Origin of the sequence: Pseudoalteromonas prydzensis, from assembly GCF_011050055.1 — a bacterium.
GTDB lineage: Bacteria > Pseudomonadota > Gammaproteobacteria > Enterobacterales > Alteromonadaceae > Pseudoalteromonas > Pseudoalteromonas prydzensis_A.
On record NZ_DRGM01000055.1, the window covers coordinates 1 to 18,948 of the forward strand.

Consider the following 18,948-nt stretch of genomic DNA (forward strand, 5'->3'; position numbering starts at 1 on the left):
AGAAAATGTTTGGGTCGCGGCAGTAACGGCAAACTCTAGATACTTATCATCATTTTTAGAGACTAAATCAGGACCATAAACCCTAAATCTTGCTACTCCTGTGTCTTGTTCGTTCACAGCAAATGTTTTAACTGACCCTGTATCTAAATTCACAACGTTCGCGTCTTGTGCGGTGATTGGACCATCTGTTAATGCTGCTAATGCGCCCCCTTCAGTAAACCAACGGCTATATGCGGGTAGACCATTACCAACAGCAACGCCGTTACCTGAAACATTCACCGCGCCTAAATCAATCCCACCAGCAAAAAAGCTAATACTATCATTGAAAGATTTTTCAGAATAAGGAGTGAACTGAACATACATTTTTTCAGTGAATGCACCATTTTCATAAGGAACGGTTAATATCGTTGTCCAGTTAGTTGAATCCGGAGCATTACTTAATAAAAATCCATCAGGTGCGGTTGCCACTAAATTACCCGTGTTAGGGCTTAAATCAAATGCTGATAACGTTAATGTTTTCACGTTAGCGACACCAACATAACGATCGTTCCATTGCAGTGTTTCAGGGCTAGAAATAAAAGAAGTCGCTTCAATAATATAATCAGTTAAGACCTCTTGCTGTTGCAAACTTTTCATAGCAGCTTTTGCTATTAAAGTAGCGAAAAGTACTTGAGGGTGAGTGCTGTCTGCTGAAATATAGAGTGATTCAGTCGCGGCTTGATCACCGTATTTTTCAACAATTGCCTTTGTTTGCGCGGTTAAATCAACCATAGGAACGTCTAATAATACCGCGACTTCCTTCATAGCCGCAGGATAATTACCACGAGCAAAAAGCTCTCCTGTGTTAACCGATTCAAGATCATGTAGTCCTGAATTTCTAATACTTGCGCCGCTAAAATATTTACGCACAATAGGGGTCATTAAAATGGGCACCGCGCCTAAGTCTCGTGCTTCTTTTACATATTTTTTAAGAAATTGATAATAAGAGTGTTCGGTATCAAGGCAATCCTCACCATTGCTAGTGCCATCGCTACAGTATGCATAAGTGCCAAATTCTTCATAAGCATCCCCTAATTTTTGATCATTATGACCAAATTGAATAATTAGGTAATCACCCGTTTTTATTGTCTCTTTAACTAAGTTCCAAAGACCATCTTCGTAATAAAAACTACGAGAACTTCTGCCACCACGGGCCCAATTTCTAACGGTTGCTTTGTCACTCACGAACATCGGAACCTGTTCACCCCAGCCTGCTTGTGGTTTACGCGATTGGTCGTACTCAGTCATAGTAGAGTCACCAATCATATGAATGGTGATATCAGCAATTGGATCAACCGGAGGCTCTGGATCTACAGGCGGTTCAGGTTCTACTGGGGGCTCTGGGTCAACAGGGTCAGTAATTACAGGGTCAGTCACTATTGGGTCAATATTAATGGAGTCATCTGATGAACCTCCGCATGCACTTAAATAAAAGCATACTAAAAGTATTGATAATTGTTTGAGAAGTATTTTCATGTTTCTAATACCTTATTGTTATAAGCACACTGTGTTAACTCAAATGGTTGTCGAGCAAATTTAGTGAGCAAGATTTTCAGTTTCTTGTTCTTATCTTTATGAGTAGGGTAAAACTGAAAGTTTTGTTAAAATCAAACCTATCAGTCTCAACTGAAAACCATCAATGATGCAGGGGAGACAATTATAGAGAGGGCACAACCCCATAAAATGAGGTTGTGTTTTTATTAAGTTAGAATGTACCTCTAAGGCCAACTAAGAACTGGCGACCTGATGACAGGTTTTCGTAAGGGCGTGGCGTGTAAATATCATTCCACATAGCTTGTTTTTCATCTGTTAAGTTAACAGCTTCAAACGACAGGCTCATTTTCTCAGTTAACTTGTAGCGAGCAGAGAAATTAAGCTTTGCTTTTGCATCATAACCACGCACAAAGGTTGACTCATCTTTATACTCGTTTAAGTACTGTTTGTTATAGCCACCACGGTAGTTATAAGAAAAGCGAGCAGACCAGTCTTCGACCTGATAATACAAGGTAATATTATAGGTGTTCTTTGATGTTTCTTCTTCAACTAAGTTAAGCGCAGTGCCATAGAATGGATCTTCTATATCGCGTGTATAGTCAATATAGGTGTAGTTAGTTTGTAAACCAAGGCCATTAAATGGCTCTGGTAAGAAGCTAAATGGCTGTTGATAAATAAATTCCGCACCCCACATGCCTTCAGCATCGGTATTAACCAGCTGTGTTACTTGCCACGTTACAGTACTTGGGTCTGTCTCACCGAGGTCAATACCAAGAGCTGCTAATTCAGCTTCCGAGAATACTTCTTCTGTTGTCTCTTTAGTTAAACCTGAAATGTTTTTAAAGAATAGTGATGTCGCAATCAGTGATTCTTCAGCAAAGTACCATTCTAAACCAACATCATATTGTTTGGCTTTATAAGGTTGAAGTGAAGGGCCGGCTCCCATCTTAATAGTCGCGGCTGGATCATCAATACTCGGTGTATTAACACTGATTGAAGAACGCAGATCAGAGAGTTTAGGGCGAGTAATTGCGTGTGAATAACTAAAACGGCCGACTAAGTCTTCAGTGATATCGTAAGCAAGGTTTAATGAAGGTAGCCATTCATCACCTTTACTTGTTGACTCACGCCAGCTGTAGCCAGCAGCATAGTTAGTACCATCACCACGTCCCGCTGTGAAACCATCTTTGTAAATATGATCTAAATTTACGATACGGCTAGTGTTGCTATTATCTACGTAACGAACACCAATATTACCTCGTAACTCACTATCAAATATGTAGTTTCTGAAGTCTAGTTGAACGAATGCGGTGGTAACTTCTTCTTTAATATAATAAGTACGTCTGAAATCTTCTTTGGCTTGAAAAAAGTCTTCGCCAGAGAAAGCGCTATACATGGCATTATAATCAGGTGCCAGCCAGGTACTACTGTTAAGCGTAGAAGTCGCTGGAATTGAGGCATTATTACCAAAGCTTACGCCTTGACCGTCTAAAGTGGTATTAAACAAGTTGCCATCAATTGAGGTTGGATCTAAATACATTACACGTTCTTCGGCGATTTCGCCGGATGTTTTGTTTGTTTCTGTATCGATATCACGCCAGTTGTTTAAATTATAATGTTGCTCTGTTTCAAAACTACGTTGCCCTAAACCAAACTTAACCGTGTATTCATCATTTATTTCATAGGCGAAATCTATGCGAATTGTTTTGTTCTCACTTTCAATCGTTTGCGAACGATTACGCACTAAACCTGCTGTGTAATTACTTGCATCCGTCATAAGCGAAGCGACTTGCTCTTTACTGTAGTTAGCCCCTGGAGCTTGACCAGCTGCAAATGCAAAAGCGGGCATAGTGCTGTTCAACTCACCACTGCCAATTGCTTGCCCGCCAGGGTTATTAAGTAAAGACAGCGGGTCGATATTATTATCAAAACTATAAGCCACCGTTGATGCGTTACTATCGAGTGCAAAGGTGGTCATATTTGGCACATCTAAATCCGATTTACCTTGGCCAATTAGGAAGTTCATTTTAAAACGGTCGCTAATAAACCAATTACCAGTAAAACTAACCTGATCAAATGTTGATTCAGATGCATCTCGACGGGCTTCTGAACGAATAATTGCATTTGATAAAGCACCCGCAACGATGGTGTTATTATCATCAACAGCAATGTTTTCTGGCACAATGTCTTTTTGATCACGTAGCAATACTTCGTAGTGATACTCTTGCATGTTGTTATCAAGTTCTGCATGCAGCACATCTAAGTTGAAAGAAAGATCATCAGTAGGCGCGTATTGCAGGGCTAATGTTGCACCAAGGCGCTCTTGCTGCTTCGAATACAAAGAATAACGTGGAATTCGCGGTAAATATAACCCATCTAAATTTTCGTTAGTGTAATTACCATTCGGTACTAGTAACGTTTTTGGTGCAACAGTAAGGTAATTTGAACCACCTTGACTTACTGGTAGGCCGCCATCAACAAACCCAGGGTTGTTTACTGTCCAACGTCCGGTTGATGACCCTTCACTTTGCACTGTGCCATCTGAGTAGGCAACCGATGCAAGTACACCAAACTTATTATCCCAGTTATTGCTAAGCATAAACGAAGCCCGCGGCGAGACATCTTCATCCACATCACTGTATCGCGCATTGATATTGTAAGCACCTTTAAAACCGTCGTATTGGAATGGACGGGCTGTTTGTAAATTAACATTACCCGAAATACCACCATCTTCAAGTTCAGCAGAAACGGTTTTATTGATATCTATTTGGGTAAACAGTTCAGAGGCGAATACATTATAATCAAACGCGCGAGATGTATTTGAGCCGCCCGCGGCATCTGTTGCAGCGCCAGCAGATGCCGACTCCATACCATTTATTGTGGTTTTAACGTAACGAGAACCGAGACCGCGAATGGTGATTTGACGCCCTTCACCGGCATCTTCTTCAATAGAAATACCGGGTACACGCGAAAGTGAGTCAGCGACATTTAAGTCTGGAAATTTACCAATATCTTCTGCAATGATAGTCTCACGCGTACCCACGGCTTCACGTTTTGACATTAAAGCGGCATTGATACTACCGCGAAAACCTTTTACTTCGATCACTTCAAGTTGATCATCAGCAACAGCTTCATCTTGAGGCGCTGCATATGCTAAGCCACTGGTCAATGCGCCACTGAGTATTAAATTGGTCATTAACTTATTAAGTTTAAAATTGTGTGTGCTGGTTGTCATAGTGGTTCCACGTTCTACTTATTGTTATTAAGTTAACATGACTTAAAAGAGAGTGTTTGTCATGTACTTGTTTTGATTCTTATTGCACCTAACCTCATAATCCATAATGGGAAAAATAACGAGAAAGCAAGTAGCAAAGTATTGATAAATTGATTTGCTACCGGTGGCACAAAGTGGAAAATATAGTGTTATTGATGGCATGTCAAACGAAAAACATAACATTGTTCATCTTTAATTTACATTTTCAATGGCGTGCAAATGCCATTGAAGTGCAACATTATTTATAAGTACTATGATTTAATTGGTTATTTGCCACCGGTGGCATTTGGGTTTTAATTATAAATAACCGATGCGCTACTTTAGTCGCATAAAACAAGATAAGGGTATTATTGTCAGTATGTGAGTGATTTATAATTATCTATTTTTACACTGAGTAGTCTGTATTTTACGTATAAAAAAACAGCTTAATTAAAAAATTAATTAAGCTGTTAACGTTAGGGGAATTTAGCGTTGAAACTGAGGTTTATAGGTTATAACGGATACCTAAGAAGAACTGCCGTCCGGTATGGTTATATTCACGGGGTAAATTTAACGTGCCATCACCCGTTGTATACAGGCGTTCATACTCATCGGTGAGATTTATCGCTTCAAATGTCACAGTGACATTCTCATTGATGTTATAAAACGCGGATAGATCAAAGTGTGTAGGTCCTGTTGTTGCTTCCTCTGCGTTACCATTATTACCTGTGTAATCAGTAATATAATTATCACGCTTATTGACTGACGCACGCATACCATAATCTTCTACTTCATAATACAAGGTAAAGTTGTATGAATTTTCAGAGAGTCCGGTGATTTCTCCAGCCGAGACATAGGTATAGTTAGACACGAGTCCCATATTTTTTAACAGCCCAGGTAAGAACGAAAAAGGCTGTTGATAAATAAGTTCCAGCCCTTTGATCACAGTGCCCTGACCATTTACAGGGACAAAATGGGTGTAAGGGGTCGTTCTAGGATCGAGAGCACTTGATGGATCATATTGCGGATCATTATCAATGAAGGGTAAATAAGCAGGGTCGACTAATTTTACTTCACTATCACTTTTTATAAACGAGCCAATGTCTTTGTAAAACGCCGTAGCCGCAAGTAGCGATTCTTCTGCAAAATACCATTCAACACCAAAGTCGGTATTGGTAGAGGTAAATGGGTCTAAAAATGGATTACCCGCACTAACAGTGCCGTTTAAATACGAAAATGATGGGTTACCTGGGTTGAGTGAACTCAAACTCGGGCGTGTCATTGTTTTTGATAAACCTAATCTAACAATCACATCTTCAGTTGCATCAAGGGCTAAATTTAGCACTGGCAGAACATTATCGTAGCTATTTTCGATTGTTACTGGATCTGTTTGAATAAAACCTGTTGATGTTGTTTCAGTTTTAACATAACGCACACCTGCATTGGTGCGCAGCAGCATGTCGGAAATTTCATATTCAAAATTGCTCTCAATATAGGCAGCCATGGTTTGCTCTTCAACTTTCCAGCTTTGCGCACTGCGTGGTACCCATTCTTTAACTAATAATTGCGAGTTTATGGCATCAAAATCAGCGACTATGAAAGGAGATAACGTACCATCATAGCCCGCACCAAAGTCATCGTACGGTAGTAATTGTGAAAAACCAGTTGCTGAATCTTGATCGGGAAAGCCATTTATTTGTGACTCATCGTAATTAACGGCTCTGTCGTTATAGGCAATACCGCCCTTGATATTCATCATGTCCATTTCGTATGATAAATCAATTTTAGCGGTATCATTTTCGCGCAGTACATCGGTTGCACGTAAGCGGCCATCTGCTAAATCAAATGAGTTGGCATCTAGAGTATCGTAATCGTAATTCATCACGGCAGTATTATTGGTTGTGCCAAAATCCATCGACACTCTATGAGGCGTGTTATTGGTCATGTTATAACGATACTGCTCAGAGCGGGCGTCAGATTCGGCGGTACCCACCATAGCGTCTAATCGGAGGTAATCCGATAAATGATATTTAGCTGAGAATACGTATTGTTTAAATTTTGTTTTTGAGATCTGCTGACGACTTTCTACGCGAGATTTTACGCCATTAAATGTCGCAGCTTGGATTTGTTTACCATTCTCAGCCACGGTAATTGATTCTGGGGTAATTTCGCTGAATGTGTTTCTAAACATCTCGAAAAAGTTGTACATAGTACGGTCATTATCGAGTGTCGAATGCAATGTATCTAGAGTAAGAACCAGATCGTCATTCGGTGCATATTGTAATGAGCCGGTAAACCCTAAGCGGTCTTGTTCATTACCAAAAAAATCTGGGCGCGGCAGGCGAGGGGTATATAAACAATTTACTGCATCGACTGTTTGACCTTCGAACTCACACTCCCCAGTATTGGGTGTACCAATCACTTCTGTATTGGAGGTGTCTGCGTAAATGCCACCACCATCGAGTACTGGTGTTGTCCAGCGTACCGTACCAAAACCTTCTTGGCGCACGGTGCGTTCAGATTTAGCGACAGAGAATAAAGCACCAATTGTATCATCAGCAAATGTGTTGCTGATCATAAACACCATCCGTGGGTCTACTTCTTCAGTGAGGTCGTTATAACCGGCTTGCGCAGACGCGGCAACATGAAAACCGGTTGAATCAAAAGGCCGTGCGGAATACATATCAACGGTACCTGCTATGCCACCTTCTTCGGTTGCGGCCGTTGGGGTTTTTTGAATATCAACACGATTAAATAACTCCGATGCAAATATATTAAAATCAAATGCACGGCCCCCATTTACACCACCACCTGAGTCAGTACCATCGGTACTTGCGGGTACTTCCATGCCATTTAGGGTAGTACGAGTAAACGCCGGACCTAAGCCACGTAAGGTAATTTGTCGTCCTTCGCCACCTTCACGGGAAATAGCCACCCCAGGAATACGTTGTAATGATTCGGCGATATTCAGATCGGGAAACTTACCAATATCTTCAGCCGCGATAGATTCAGTGGTATTTACTTCAAAACGTTTAGTTGCTAACGATTTATTTAATGATGATCTAAATCCAGTTACTTGAATTAACTCAATGTCATTTTGGGCTTTAGTCTCTGTTTGTGGCTGTTCATCGGCTGCGATTGCATATGATGTTGTGCCCAGTAGTAAGGCACTAACAATGCAGTTAAGTGGCTTAAGAACGAATTTATTTGCAGTCTTCATTGTGTGTTCCTTTTTATGCTGTTGATTTGAGCTTTTATTTTTATTCTGCACTATGTTTTTGTGTTGCTTTGTTTAGCAAAAAAAATATAAATCAATGATATTAATCAATAAATTTATTATTTTAGCCAGTGGCAATAATAATAGCAGTGCAATTGCTACCGGTGGCATGGAGGTCAAGCTATCTCTAAAAAAGCGTATTGTCAAACGTAAAAAATCACATGTTTGATGTTTTATTTACATTTATTTTGCAGTAAAAGCACATTTACTATTGGCTGAATTTTATTCAGCACTATGATTTAACTTGTTATTTGCCACCGGTGGCAGTTGGTGGTATGTTTATAATGACAACTACATTTAGGTAAAATTATTTTTCACTTAACTGCAAAAAATAATTTTATAACGGGCTAAACTGATTTTTTAAAAACAACAAAGAGCGAGTAGAATGGGAAAATTAATAGCAGCAATACTTATGATGATGAGTTTTTCAAGTATGTCAGCAACCACTAAAGTTCAGCTTTTTATGGCGGGGGATTCAACCATGTCAATTAAAGACGTGAAGGATTACCCTGAAACAGGATGGGGAATGCCATTTAGTATCTTTTTTAATGACAGTATCGACGTTAAAAATCGTGCTAAAAATGGCCGTAGTACACGTACCTTCATCAGTGAAGGCTTGTGGGCGGGCATTATAAATGAACTTAATAAAGATGATTTTGTGATCATTCAGTTTGGTCATAACGATCAGTCTAAACAGAAAGTGGACCGCTACACCACACCAGCACAATATAAGCAAAATCTAGTTAATTTTATTGCCGAAGTAAGAGCAAAGCAGGCACAACCATTACTGATGACTCCGGTAACGCGACGTAACTTTGATGAAAAAGGCCAGATCAAGGATACCCATCCTATTTATGCCGATATAGTCAGAGACGTAGCGCAGCAAACTGGAGTTGATTTTATTGACATGGAACGAATAACCCAACAGTATTTTCAAAAGCTTGGTGGCATCAATTCACGCTTACGCTTTATGCATATAGCAGCTAACCTGCACCCAAATTACCCTATGGGCGTAGAAGACAATACTCATTTCAATGAACTCGGTGCTCGAGAAGTTGCTCAATTAGTATTAACAGCAATGAAAAAAATAAATCACCCACTCGTTGCACAATTACGTATACCTGATCCAAAACACTTAAAATAAAATTAATGATTGAATTACCCACCTAGCAGACCCATTACTGTAAACATGGTTAAATTATTTTGACCATGTTTATCACTTAATTAAAGGCAATGAGGAGTACGCATGTCTGGGTTATCTGCAATACCGTTTTCTTTACTTGAGCTAAGCCCAATGAAACAAAACGCCACTGTCTCAAGTACTCTGGCAAATAGTGTCGCTTACGCACAAAAAGCGGATGAACTCGGTTTTAACCGATTTTGGATGGCAGAGCATCACAATATGTTGGGTATTGTTTGCGCTGCAACCTCAGTGTTAATTGGCCATATAGCTGGGAAAACAAAGAATATTCGCGTTGGTGCTGGCGGAGTCATGTTACCCAATCATCCGCCACTGGTCGTTGCAGAGCAATTTGGTACATTAGAAAGCCTTTACCCTGGACGTATTGATCTCGGGCTTGGTCGTGCACCGGGTAGTGATCATATAACCAGTCGAGCACTTAGGCGGGATGAACGCCGTGCAGAAAACTTTGCAGAAGAAGTCACAGAGCTACAAACTTTACTTGGCCCATATGATGGCAGCCATCCGGTACGGGCGATCCCAGGTGAAAACACCAATGTGCCCATATGGTTATTAGGCTCCAGTTTATACAGCGCACAGCTGGCGGCTAAAAAAGGCCTACCGTATGCCTTTGCAGGGCACTTTGCGCCACGCTTTGTTTATGATGCAATTGCATTATATCGACGCGAGTTTCAACCTTCAGAGGTACTGGCTAAACCTCATGTAATGCTGGGGCTTCCCGTGGTAGCAGCCGATACGGATGAACAAGCGCAGTTTTTAGCAACCACATCAAAACAACGTATTTTAGCTCTATTACGTGGCGATCCATTATGGTTAAAGCCACCAGTATCAACAATGGATGGGTTGTGGAGCGCACAAGAGCAAGCACAGGTTGAGAACTTTCTAGGACTGTCGGTGGTGGGTAGCCCAATCACCGTTGCCCATAAATTAGCCATGCTAGCCAAAGAGCTGAGTGTTGATGAATTTATTTTTACCAATGATTTGTATGAAAGTGAAGATAGACATCGCGCTCTGGAAATTTTAATGGCAATAAAATCTTAACAGTTAAAAATTTAAATTCTGAAAAGTTAACGCAATCTAACAAACATTAAGCAACGGCTCATTTTATCATTGCTATCCTACCTTTACTGGCTAGAGCAAACGCTCTAGCTAGTTCCTATATTTTTAAATAGCGCACTTAACGCGACCGCAGACACCATTTAGTGTTCTGTTTTATTAATCAATCAGATTTATATAATCAATTTTAACGTTTAAGTTAAACACCTTAAAATGAAGCTATAAACCAGTAAAGCAATAACAAAGGAAGGCATAGTTTGCAATCTCAAGACCCTAAAATCACCAATACTTTCAATAAAACAGCATTGATCGCAGAAGGGGGTGGGCAACGAGGGATTTTCACCGCGGGTGTACTCGATGCATGGCTTGAACATGAATATGATCCATTTGATTTATTTATTGGTACTTCTGCAGGTTCACAAAACTTAACTAGCTATTTAGCGCGTCAAAAAGGCTATGCTAAACGCTTGATCAGAGGGCTTTCCCGTCATAAACGGTTTTTTCAATTAGGCCGTGGTTTAGTGGGAAAACATATAGTCGACTTAGACTGGTATTTTGATAAAACCACCGAAGTTAACAGAGCACTTGATTTTACAACCGCAAAAGCCAGTTTAGGTGAACGAGAGCTGCTGATCACTGCAACCAATGCCCGTGACCGCAAAGCTTATTTTTTATCTCCAACCGGGGAAGGCCAACAATGGCGAGAGCTATTAAAAGCGTCAAGTGCGCTGCCATTTTTGTATAGACAAGGTGTAAAGCTCACACCCTGGTTAAACGCATTAGCTGCCAATGAAATAGATAAAACTGATCTACACGCTGAGTCAGACTTTTACTTAGATGGGGGCCTTGCTGCGCCACTTCCGGTGCGCGAAGCCTATCATCGTGGTGCCCGTAAAATTGTGGTAATACGTACTGTTGATCAAAATTTTCAAGCGCAATCGGCATGGGTCAACAAATTAAAAGCGTTTGTTTGTGCCTCTGGGTATTGCCCAAAAACATTAGACTATTTATTACAACACGAACAAGCCTATGAAGATGAGTTAGCATTTATTGCCAACCCTCCGAAAGATGTAGAAATAATACAAATTTTTGCAAAGCAAAAGCTTTCAAGCAAATTACTCGGTAGTTCAACCAGTGATCTACGTCGGGATTATAAATTAGGCTTATTAGCGGGTAATAGCTATTTTACTGAGCAATACCCAGCAACCAATCCGCACACAGTTGCTGTGGCTAACTAATTGCTGTAGATGAATTTATTGCAATGAGTTGCATCTCAGTTGTAGTAAGCATCACGCGTTGTTTGTAATTAAAAAGCGAGTCATAAATGACGCGCATTCACGGCCTTAGGCCTGCATTTATAATTACTGATCGCGGCGCCAGTGAACACAAAGGCCAGTGCAATTAGAATTGACCAAGAAAAATGTATTTGTTGAGCCAGAACCAGTAACAGGGTAGAAAGTAACGGTGTTAAAAAACTTAATGAGGCAAGTAAGGTTTTATTACCTCGTTTTAAAGCGATGTCCCATAAGTAAAATGCGCCGCCCACAGGTCCTAACCCCAACAAAAGAATACCCACAGCCTGCGATAATGAAAAACCTGTGACTGTTTGTTCAAAAAATATATGTGCCAATAAGGCTAAAATGGCGACATACAGAGAAAGCCAACCAATATCATCAACGTGATTATCAAAGCGAGTCATTAACCATGAATAACTCGACCATAATAGCGCACAGCTCGAAGCAAATAGGTAGCCTAAAAAGTACTGGCTATTGGCAGCAAAACCACTGCCATCGCTGATTAAAAACACAATCCCTATAAAACCAACCAGACCGCCTAAAATCGCATTTATTTTGTGTTTAGACTGCGCGACAAAAACGCCTAGTAACAACGGCCATAAATAGACAATCAGGCTAACTTCGATCAATGGCGCATATTTAAGTGCCATAAAATAACAAAAATGAAAACCAAATAAGCCAGTTATGCCAATAATTGTTTGCGCCTTACCAAGTGTTGGTTGTGTTAACAAAGGCTGCTTGCTAACAAGCCGTTTAATAAACAGCAATAAGAACGACACAAAAAAGCACATAAATAGTAACTGAAAAGCCGGTAATGATTTAGTTAAATTACCTAACAGTGCTAATGCACCCCATAAAAAAATAGCTAATACGCCGAAACTTGTAGACATAGCAAACTTTTGATTAAAAATTGATAAAAGTAGTTTATCAATTTTACTATTTAACACTGTGCTTAAAAGGCGATATTGTTGACGTTAAAGCTGCTTTTTCAAGTTCTGTGGCGATTGTTTGAAATAGCACGTGAAGGCGCGACTAAAAGCCGAGGGGTCGTTATAACCAATCTGCTCAGCAATTCTTGCGATAGCTAAATCAGAGTAACAAAGTAAGGATCGCGCATGTTCCATTCGTAATTGCGTGTGATATTTAACTGGGCTGGTGTGCATGCTTTGTTTAAAAACCGCTTTGAATTGGGTAACACTTAAACATGCCAACGCCGCCATATCACTCAATGTATAGTCTATCGATAAATCTTTTTTTATTAATAACAAAACGTTATTTATCCGTGGATCAATAGTCGCATTGCTAGTTTGTTGTTTGAGTAGGAGCAAAAATAAATTAAAACATAACGCGGTTTCATCTTCGTTAGTTACACCTTGCAGCTGCTTTTGAGTAAAACTTAGATAACTCATTAATTTATCGTCAATACTGAAACAGGGCGTCTTCATTGTCGTTAAGTTATCGGGCAACTTTAATAAATCGGCCACGATAAAACGCGCATTTTCATCTGATTTAAACGCATGTAGGGTATTTTTAGGGATCACCACACATTGGCCAACCCCAACAGGTGCTGCAAAATTATTCATGCTAATTTCTATATAGCCACAAAGCGGTAAAACAAGTTGGTGATAGTGGTGCTGGTGGCTGTGGATTTTTCGCGTGTAGTATCGGATCGATAAGTTATTCATCTATCAAATTTAATAATTGCTACTGACAAACAAGCATGAACGCTATTGTAGGGTGTTGTAAATAACTTTTTGCTATTTTAACACACTCAATACTTGCTAATTTATATCAGCAAGATAAAGTATTGCCAACTAAATATTCTAAAGTTTCGCATTTATATTCAATTTGACGGATCGTAATAATAACAAGGGCAAACATGTTTGATTTGATCGTAGGCAGGATAAATAATCTGCTTTGGGGCGAAGGGCAAATACTGATCTACATTTTACTATTCACTGGTATTTGGTTTTCTGTACGTTTAAAACTGATTCAAATTTTTAAATTTAAACACATGTTCAGCCTGCTCAAAGGTAGTAGCCAATGCGATAAAAACGACATTAGTTCGTTTCAAGCATTGTGTACCGGATTAAGTGCTCGGGTTGGCACGGGGAATTTAGCTGGCGTTGCTGTGGCAATATCATTAGGTGGCAGCGGCGCGATATTTTGGATGTGGGTGATTGCCATATTAGGCATGGCTACAGGGTTTGCTGAAAGCGTACTTGGCCAAGTGTATAAAGTACGCGATAGCCAAGGCGAATTTAGAGGCGGCCCCGCTTATTATATTCAGCAAGGAATAGGCAGTCGCAGCCTCGCTATCGCGTTTGCGCTGTGTTTGTTCTTAGGCTATGGCTTTACTTTTAGCGCGATGCAAACCAACACCATTACCGATGCGCTTAATTTCGCTTTTGAAATTCCAACCTTTTATTCTGGCATAGTGATAACCCTACTTGCAGGCTCTATTATACTGGGCGGCTTTAAAGCTATCGCCCGCTTTGCTGAGCGCGTAGTGCCGGTGATGGGCATTGTATTTGTACTGGCAGCAGTGATTATTACCTTGATTAACGTCACCCAAGTACCCGCTATGTTAAAGGATATATTCTTATCTGCTTTTGGCCTGCAAGAGGCGGGAGCTGGCGCAATGGGCGCAGCGATAAAAAATGGTATTCAACGTGGCCTTTATTCAAATGAGGCTGGCGCGGGCAGTGTGCCGCATGCATCAGCCAGTGCGTCGCCTATTCCAAATCACCCGGTTACCCAAGGGTATATTCAAATGCTTGGGGTGTTTTTTGATACCATCGTGTTGTGTAGTTGTACAGCGGTGATCATCTTACTGGCTGATGTTGATATCAGTGGTGAGATGGAAGGCATTCGCTTAACACAAGCGGCAATGACCGCGCATTTAGCGCAAGGAGGGGTGTATTTTGTGGCAGCCGCTATTAGCTTATTTGCTTTTACCTCGGTGGTGGCTAACTACGCCTACGCCGAAAGTAATCTACATTTATTTAAGCTCGATAATAAACTAGGGCGTGGTATTTACACACTTTTATACTTATCTATGATGATGTGGGGCGCATCTGCCACATTAAAAGAAGTGTGGGACTTAGCCGATATTGCCCTTGGTTTGATGACAGTCGTCAATGTAATTGCCATAATACTGCTCACCCCGACTATTTTAAATGTCACAGCCGATTATAATAGGCAACGAGCCCAAGGGATTGAACCTGAATTTAATGCAAAAAATGTGCTTGTGCAAGGTAAAACCGAGCAGGGAATTTGGCACTAAATATAACGATTAAAGTGAATGTTTTTGCATAAATATTCACTTTGCCAATAGTTAAAAATAATGAAGTATTTTCATGATTGATATTTATGCAGGTAACACTGCAGCAAAAATAATAACTGAGCAGGGCTTTAACCCCGACCTTTTTAGCAGCTTTTTAGGGGCATCCGGTGGCCCTAAATGGTTTACGTTATTTGGCTTAGATAAATATATTTTTGGTGAGTTTTTTAAACACCGATCATCACCACTGAATTTGATCGGCTCGTCGGCGGGAGCATTTAGAGCAGCGTGTTTTTCACAACATGATCCGGTGGCAGCCATTGAGCGTTTGGCAAAATCATATAGTGAAACGCGTTACTCGAGTAACAAACCAACACCGCAAGAAATAACCAGCAAAGCCCGCGCTTTACTCGAAGATGTGTTTGGCAATAATGGCGTGACAGAAATAATCAACAACCCCATTTTTAAAGCACATTTTATTGTCGCAAAATCAAATGGCTTAGTAGCAAGTGAACTCAAAGCATTACAGCTATTGGGCCTGAGCAAAAGTTATTTAACCAATCGCGTAAACCGGCGCTTTTTAAATAAACAATACGAACGCTTTATTTTTCAAGCGCCTAATAGTGATTTAGCCCTTGAAGACAGCTATCAATTTAAAACTACACAGCTAGATTTAAACAAAGATAATTTAAAAGATGCGCTATTAGCATCGGGCTCAATCCCGTTGGTGATGCAAGGTATAAAAAATATTATCGGCGCGCCAGCGGGCATGTATCGCGATGGCGGTATTGTTGATTACCATTTTGATTTAAAAATTAACAACCCAGGTTTAATTTTATACCCGCACTTTAATAGCGAACCAAAAGCAGGGTGGTTTGATAAAAATTTAAAACGTAAAGTCGCGTCACAAAATTACGATAACGTAGTAATGATCACCCCATCAAAACAATTCATCGCCGGCTTACCTTACGGAAAAATCCCCGACAGAAACGACTTCACCAATCTCGATGCGGATACACGTATAAAATATTGGCGAACAGTGTTTAGCGAGACTGAAAAATTAGCCGATGATTTTGATAAAAAACTCAATAGTGAAAATGTTGATCTGAAAATAACTGAATGATCTAATCTATCAAGTAATGTAGTTTATGACTGATAGTTAACAACCCATAAATCACGGTACGTAATATTAAAGAAAAGGGCGAAAAGCCCTTTTTATTAATGGTTTAAGCTTGCTGTCAGTTGTGACAGTTTGACTCTAGTGATACATAGGGTCACAAGCCTTAACGTATCTTATTTCATTTTCTTTTGTTCGATTATTTAGATATAAATCGGTAAAATAATTACAAACATCAAGCTTTTCCTTAAACTCTTCTTTTGTATATTTAGAACGTAATTCACGCATATATTTATCGACTTTATTTTGATTTGACTCAATCTGTAATTTCTTCTGACGTTCCATAGCAAGTTCAAGCTGATGTTCAAATGTTAGGGCTTTGGACTCTTTAGTAACTTTTTCATGTTCTTTAATATTACTTATGTAATTTTGAAGTTTATTGTATTCGTAGGCTTCTTTAGCAAACCAAAGAGTAGCACCAGCAACGACGATAATGAGGTACAGCTTAATATCATTGAAATTCATATTTAGTCCTTTAAATAGAAATAAGCTTGAGCATAATAACAATATTTTTTAATCTAATATAAATACATATAAGCCAATAATTCATGGTACGTAAGTATAATAAAAGAGCGAAAAGCCACTGTATCTTAACCGATTAAGCTGGCGTAACCATTGACAACAAGTCACTTGAGCGAGCTGAGCAGAAAGTACTTTCTTATCTTTACCAGATTATATTCAGTTGGATTTTGGCGATAGTCTTTTATAAAAAAGTTCACAATATGATGGAGTTCTAGTTAGAACTTATCAGCCTATTGAAAAGCTTCTCAAGATAATGGTTATAGTCGACTTGTTCATCAGAATTAACATTTTTTGCTAAGTTTATAATATCATTATCATCAAGTGGAATTATAAACCCACGGTGATCATTAGCTGTATCGATACACCGCTGAATCAATTTCTCTTTATCTTCAATATCCCTATAAACTAAGAAACCAACTTTGCCTCTACTGGGTGAAAACCGCCCAGATAATTGATCAATCTCTGGGTTACTGATTTCATTAGAATAATTTTTACATTCGACAAAAATCTGAGATGATGGGTGATGTAGTGCTAGCCAATAAAAAAAACCACTTTTAGCTTCATTATTATAAGTAATATCGATTCTTTTTCTTTTTTGGTGGATATTATGCTGCTTTTTAGGATTACACAGGGATGGATAAAATACTAAAGTAAGAATTCTTTCAATAATATCTTCATATTTTGTTGCATACTTAGTCCCTTTTTTTGTTTCCTTTAATTCCTCTAATAAAGGGGTAACATCTGGCTTTTTAGATTTTTCAACAAAAGCAAAATCATCAAAACTCATAGGCTTCAAAGGTTCTTCAGCTTTTTGTTCACGATATTCTTCAAGTATGTTAGGCCTAAGACGGGCTTGCTCAGCGACAGCAAGCTTATCTTTACCATACTTTTTAATTAAATCTTTTTTGTGAACACGGTGATTACCATTTTTTAATAATCTCACTAATGGTGAGTGCGATTCTATATGCTCACGTTGCATTTCTGGTAATAAATAGTGGCGGTAAAAATCAGAAGAGCTATAACTAAGCTTCATTCTAACTAAAAGTTTAGGTACTAAAATGACTTTACCATGGGGAGTTATGGGTAAAGATATTAACCTCTCTTCCCAAACCTCCAGTATTGGATTCCATATTGGTCCAGAGGGGATGTCAGGAGTCATATTAACACCATAATAATTACACATATCTTGGGTGTATTTGATTAATGGCCCTCTTAAAATATTACAGACAGCATCAGAAATCATATCACTACCAATGTTTGGGATTAACAAAGCAGTATCTTCTAAATCTTTGAGTAGCCCTGTAATTGCAGCATTGCTACTTGTTAACGCACTCCAAACAGTATCTGCGGATTCAACACCAAAACCATGACCTCTTGACTTTCCTTTGGAGTAACCAAGGTGGAATTCATTAGATTCATTTAGAGAAGATAAGAGCGATTTAGCCCTTTTATGATCACTTTTTTTAATAGCTTTAAGTACAGCTTCAAAAAAAGTTTGAAGCATAGAAGACAGTTCGTTACCCCAATTAGAATCAAGTTTTTTTATTGCAATAGGTTCAAGAAATACTGCTAAATCAGTATCTATTGGTATATCTACGAAATCTAAGTAAGGTTGTGTTCTATCTAATTCAAAGTACTCTGAAAATCTCATTCTAAATTCCCTTTTATAATTGATTACATAAGTTAACAGATAGTTGGACTTAGGACTACTAATAAATCTATAAGCGGGTAGGTCTTTAAGAAACGAATAAGTTTCGCCTCTGACGTAAAAAACTATCAGACATTACATTGATTGGCTTATTGCCTAAGGTATCTTTCATTCTCTTACCTATTTAATTTTTGAAATAATTGTATGATTCGATTAACTAATGAAGACCTTAAGGAAGCGTTGAAAAAAAAAGAAAAAATTTGATTGAGTGTTATTGCGCAGCAAAGCTGCGCTTTATTTAGCTTCCAGTATGTCTAGATAAGTCACCTACAATTTCCAATAGCCGATTTTGTAAATCAAATAAATATTGGTTCTGCGTTTTATTTTGCTCCTTAAGTGTTTTGTACATGGTTTCAGATTTTCTTGCTGACCATCGGAAGGTTTAACTTTTCCCCAAGGGGTGGTCATTGTATTATCGTAATCTGAAATTCTGCAATCTACGCATGGGCGAGTAGGAGAAAATAGCCTAGATAAATTATTGAGATTTGGTTTGGCTGAGCGTTTGATAAAAGTATAGCTATAAGAAAATTTGAATTAAAATTAATTGAAAAATTTAAGCTATAAGTTATTTTTAGCTGATAGCTGATAGCTGATAGCTGATAGCTGATAGCTGATAGCTGATAGCTGATAGCTGATAGCTGAT

The 18,948-nt window shown here is 39.1% G+C and carries 12 protein-coding genes and 1 pseudogene; 5 read left to right on the forward strand and 8 right to left on the reverse strand.

Features of this window, described 5'->3' with window-relative positions:
* From ENH88_RS05155 to ENH88_RS05165, 3 genes are all read right to left on the reverse strand, one after another.
* On the reverse strand, window positions 1-1,515 hold a 1,515-nt coding region (locus ENH88_RS05155; RefSeq protein ID WP_304180389.1), incomplete at its 3' end, for a rhamnogalacturonan acetylesterase.
* 229 nt (window positions 1,516-1,744) lie between these two features.
* On the reverse strand, window positions 1,745-4,768 hold the full coding sequence (locus ENH88_RS05160) for a TonB-dependent receptor (protein ID WP_304180390.1): 3,024 nt from the start codon (window positions 4,766-4,768) through the stop codon (window positions 1,745-1,747).
* 523 nt (window positions 4,769-5,291) lie between these two features.
* A complete protein-coding gene (locus ENH88_RS05165; RefSeq protein ID WP_304180392.1) occupies window positions 5,292-8,006 on the reverse strand; it encodes a TonB-dependent receptor in 2,715 nt (904 codons plus the stop codon).
* 442 nt (window positions 8,007-8,448) lie between these two features.
* Here ENH88_RS05165 and ENH88_RS05170 point away from each other — a divergent pair, with 442 nt between their 5' ends.
* The 3 genes from ENH88_RS05170 (at window position 8,449) to ENH88_RS05180 (ending at window position 11,558) form a co-directional block, all read left to right on the forward strand.
* Window positions 8,449-9,207, forward strand: a complete 759-nt coding sequence (locus tag ENH88_RS05170; RefSeq protein ID WP_304180394.1) for a rhamnogalacturonan acetylesterase — start codon at window positions 8,449-8,451, stop codon at window positions 9,205-9,207.
* 102 nt (window positions 9,208-9,309) lie between these two features.
* The gene (locus ENH88_RS05175; RefSeq protein ID WP_304180395.1) at window positions 9,310-10,305 is read left to right on the forward strand and encodes an LLM class flavin-dependent oxidoreductase; all 996 of its coding nucleotides are present in this window, start codon (window positions 9,310-9,312) and stop codon (window positions 10,303-10,305) included.
* 272 nt (window positions 10,306-10,577) lie between these two features.
* On the forward strand, window positions 10,578-11,558 hold the full coding sequence (locus ENH88_RS05180) for a patatin-like phospholipase family protein (RefSeq protein WP_304180397.1): 981 nt from the start codon (window positions 10,578-10,580) through the stop codon (window positions 11,556-11,558).
* An 80-nt stretch (window positions 11,559-11,638) separates the two neighbouring features.
* Here ENH88_RS05180 and ENH88_RS05185 read toward each other — a convergent pair whose 3' ends face one another.
* A complete protein-coding gene (locus tag ENH88_RS05185; protein WP_304180399.1) occupies window positions 11,639-12,505 on the reverse strand; it encodes a DMT family transporter in 867 nt (288 codons plus the stop codon).
* A gap of 84 nt (window positions 12,506-12,589) precedes the next feature.
* Window positions 12,590-13,198, reverse strand: a complete 609-nt coding sequence (locus tag ENH88_RS05190) for a helix-turn-helix domain-containing protein (RefSeq protein ID WP_304180400.1) — start codon at window positions 13,196-13,198, stop codon at window positions 12,590-12,592.
* Window positions 13,199-13,494: 296 nt separating this feature from the next.
* Here ENH88_RS05190 and ENH88_RS05195 point away from each other — a divergent pair, with 296 nt between their 5' ends.
* Both ENH88_RS05195 and ENH88_RS05200 read left to right on the forward strand, forming a co-directional pair.
* Window positions 13,495-14,901 carry an alanine/glycine:cation symporter family protein gene (locus tag ENH88_RS05195; protein ID WP_304180402.1) on the forward strand — a complete coding sequence of 469 codons (1,407 nt, stop codon included), beginning with the start codon at window positions 13,495-13,497 and terminating at the stop codon, window positions 14,899-14,901.
* A gap of 73 nt (window positions 14,902-14,974) precedes the next feature.
* Complete coding sequence (locus ENH88_RS05200; protein ID WP_304180404.1) at window positions 14,975-16,021, forward strand: patatin-like phospholipase family protein; 1,047 nt, start codon at window positions 14,975-14,977, stop codon at window positions 16,019-16,021.
* A gap of 135 nt (window positions 16,022-16,156) precedes the next feature.
* On the opposite strand, the gene ENH88_RS05205 is transcribed toward ENH88_RS05200, so the two are convergent.
* The 3 genes and pseudogenes from ENH88_RS05205 to ENH88_RS05215 all read right to left on the reverse strand — a co-directional run.
* Window positions 16,157-16,540 (reverse strand): hypothetical protein, encoded by a 384-nt coding sequence (locus ENH88_RS05205; RefSeq protein WP_304180406.1) that lies wholly within the window; start codon window positions 16,538-16,540, stop codon window positions 16,157-16,159.
* 268 nt (window positions 16,541-16,808) lie between these two features.
* Entirely contained in the window at window positions 16,809-18,248 is a 1,440-nt protein-coding gene (locus ENH88_RS05210) for a hypothetical protein (protein ID WP_304180408.1), read from the reverse strand.
* A gap of 494 nt (window positions 18,249-18,742) precedes the next feature.
* Window positions 18,743-18,948: pseudogene (locus ENH88_RS05215) on the reverse strand (hypothetical protein); the annotation flags it as partial.

Excerpts from the sequence above, each read along its gene's own strand:
- ENH88_RS05160 (WP_304180390.1), bottom strand. The coding sequence starts at position 4,768 with ATGACAACCAGCACACACAATTTTAAACTTAATAAGTTAATGACCAAT.
- ENH88_RS05165 (WP_304180392.1), bottom strand. The coding sequence starts at position 8,006 with ATGAAGACTGCAAATAAATTCGTTCTTAAGCCACTTAACTGCATTGTT.
- ENH88_RS05170 (WP_304180394.1), top strand. The coding sequence starts at position 8,449 with ATGGGAAAATTAATAGCAGCAATACTTATGATGATGAGTTTTTCAAGT.
- ENH88_RS05175 (WP_304180395.1), top strand. The coding sequence starts at position 9,310 with ATGTCTGGGTTATCTGCAATACCGTTTTCTTTACTTGAGCTAAGCCCA.
- ENH88_RS05185 (WP_304180399.1), bottom strand. The coding sequence starts at position 12,505 with ATGTCTACAAGTTTCGGCGTATTAGCTATTTTTTTATGGGGTGCATTA.
- ENH88_RS05190 (WP_304180400.1), bottom strand. The coding sequence starts at position 13,198 with ATGAATAATTTTGCAGCACCTGTTGGGGTTGGCCAATGTGTGGTGATC.
- ENH88_RS05195 (WP_304180402.1), top strand. The coding sequence starts at position 13,495 with ATGTTTGATTTGATCGTAGGCAGGATAAATAATCTGCTTTGGGGCGAA.
- ENH88_RS05200 (WP_304180404.1), top strand. The coding sequence starts at position 14,975 with ATGATTGATATTTATGCAGGTAACACTGCAGCAAAAATAATAACTGAG.
- ENH88_RS05205 (WP_304180406.1), bottom strand. The coding sequence starts at position 16,540 with ATGAATTTCAATGATATTAAGCTGTACCTCATTATCGTCGTTGCTGGT.
- ENH88_RS05210 (WP_304180408.1), bottom strand. The coding sequence starts at position 18,248 with ATGAGATTTTCAGAGTACTTTGAATTAGATAGAACACAACCTTACTTA.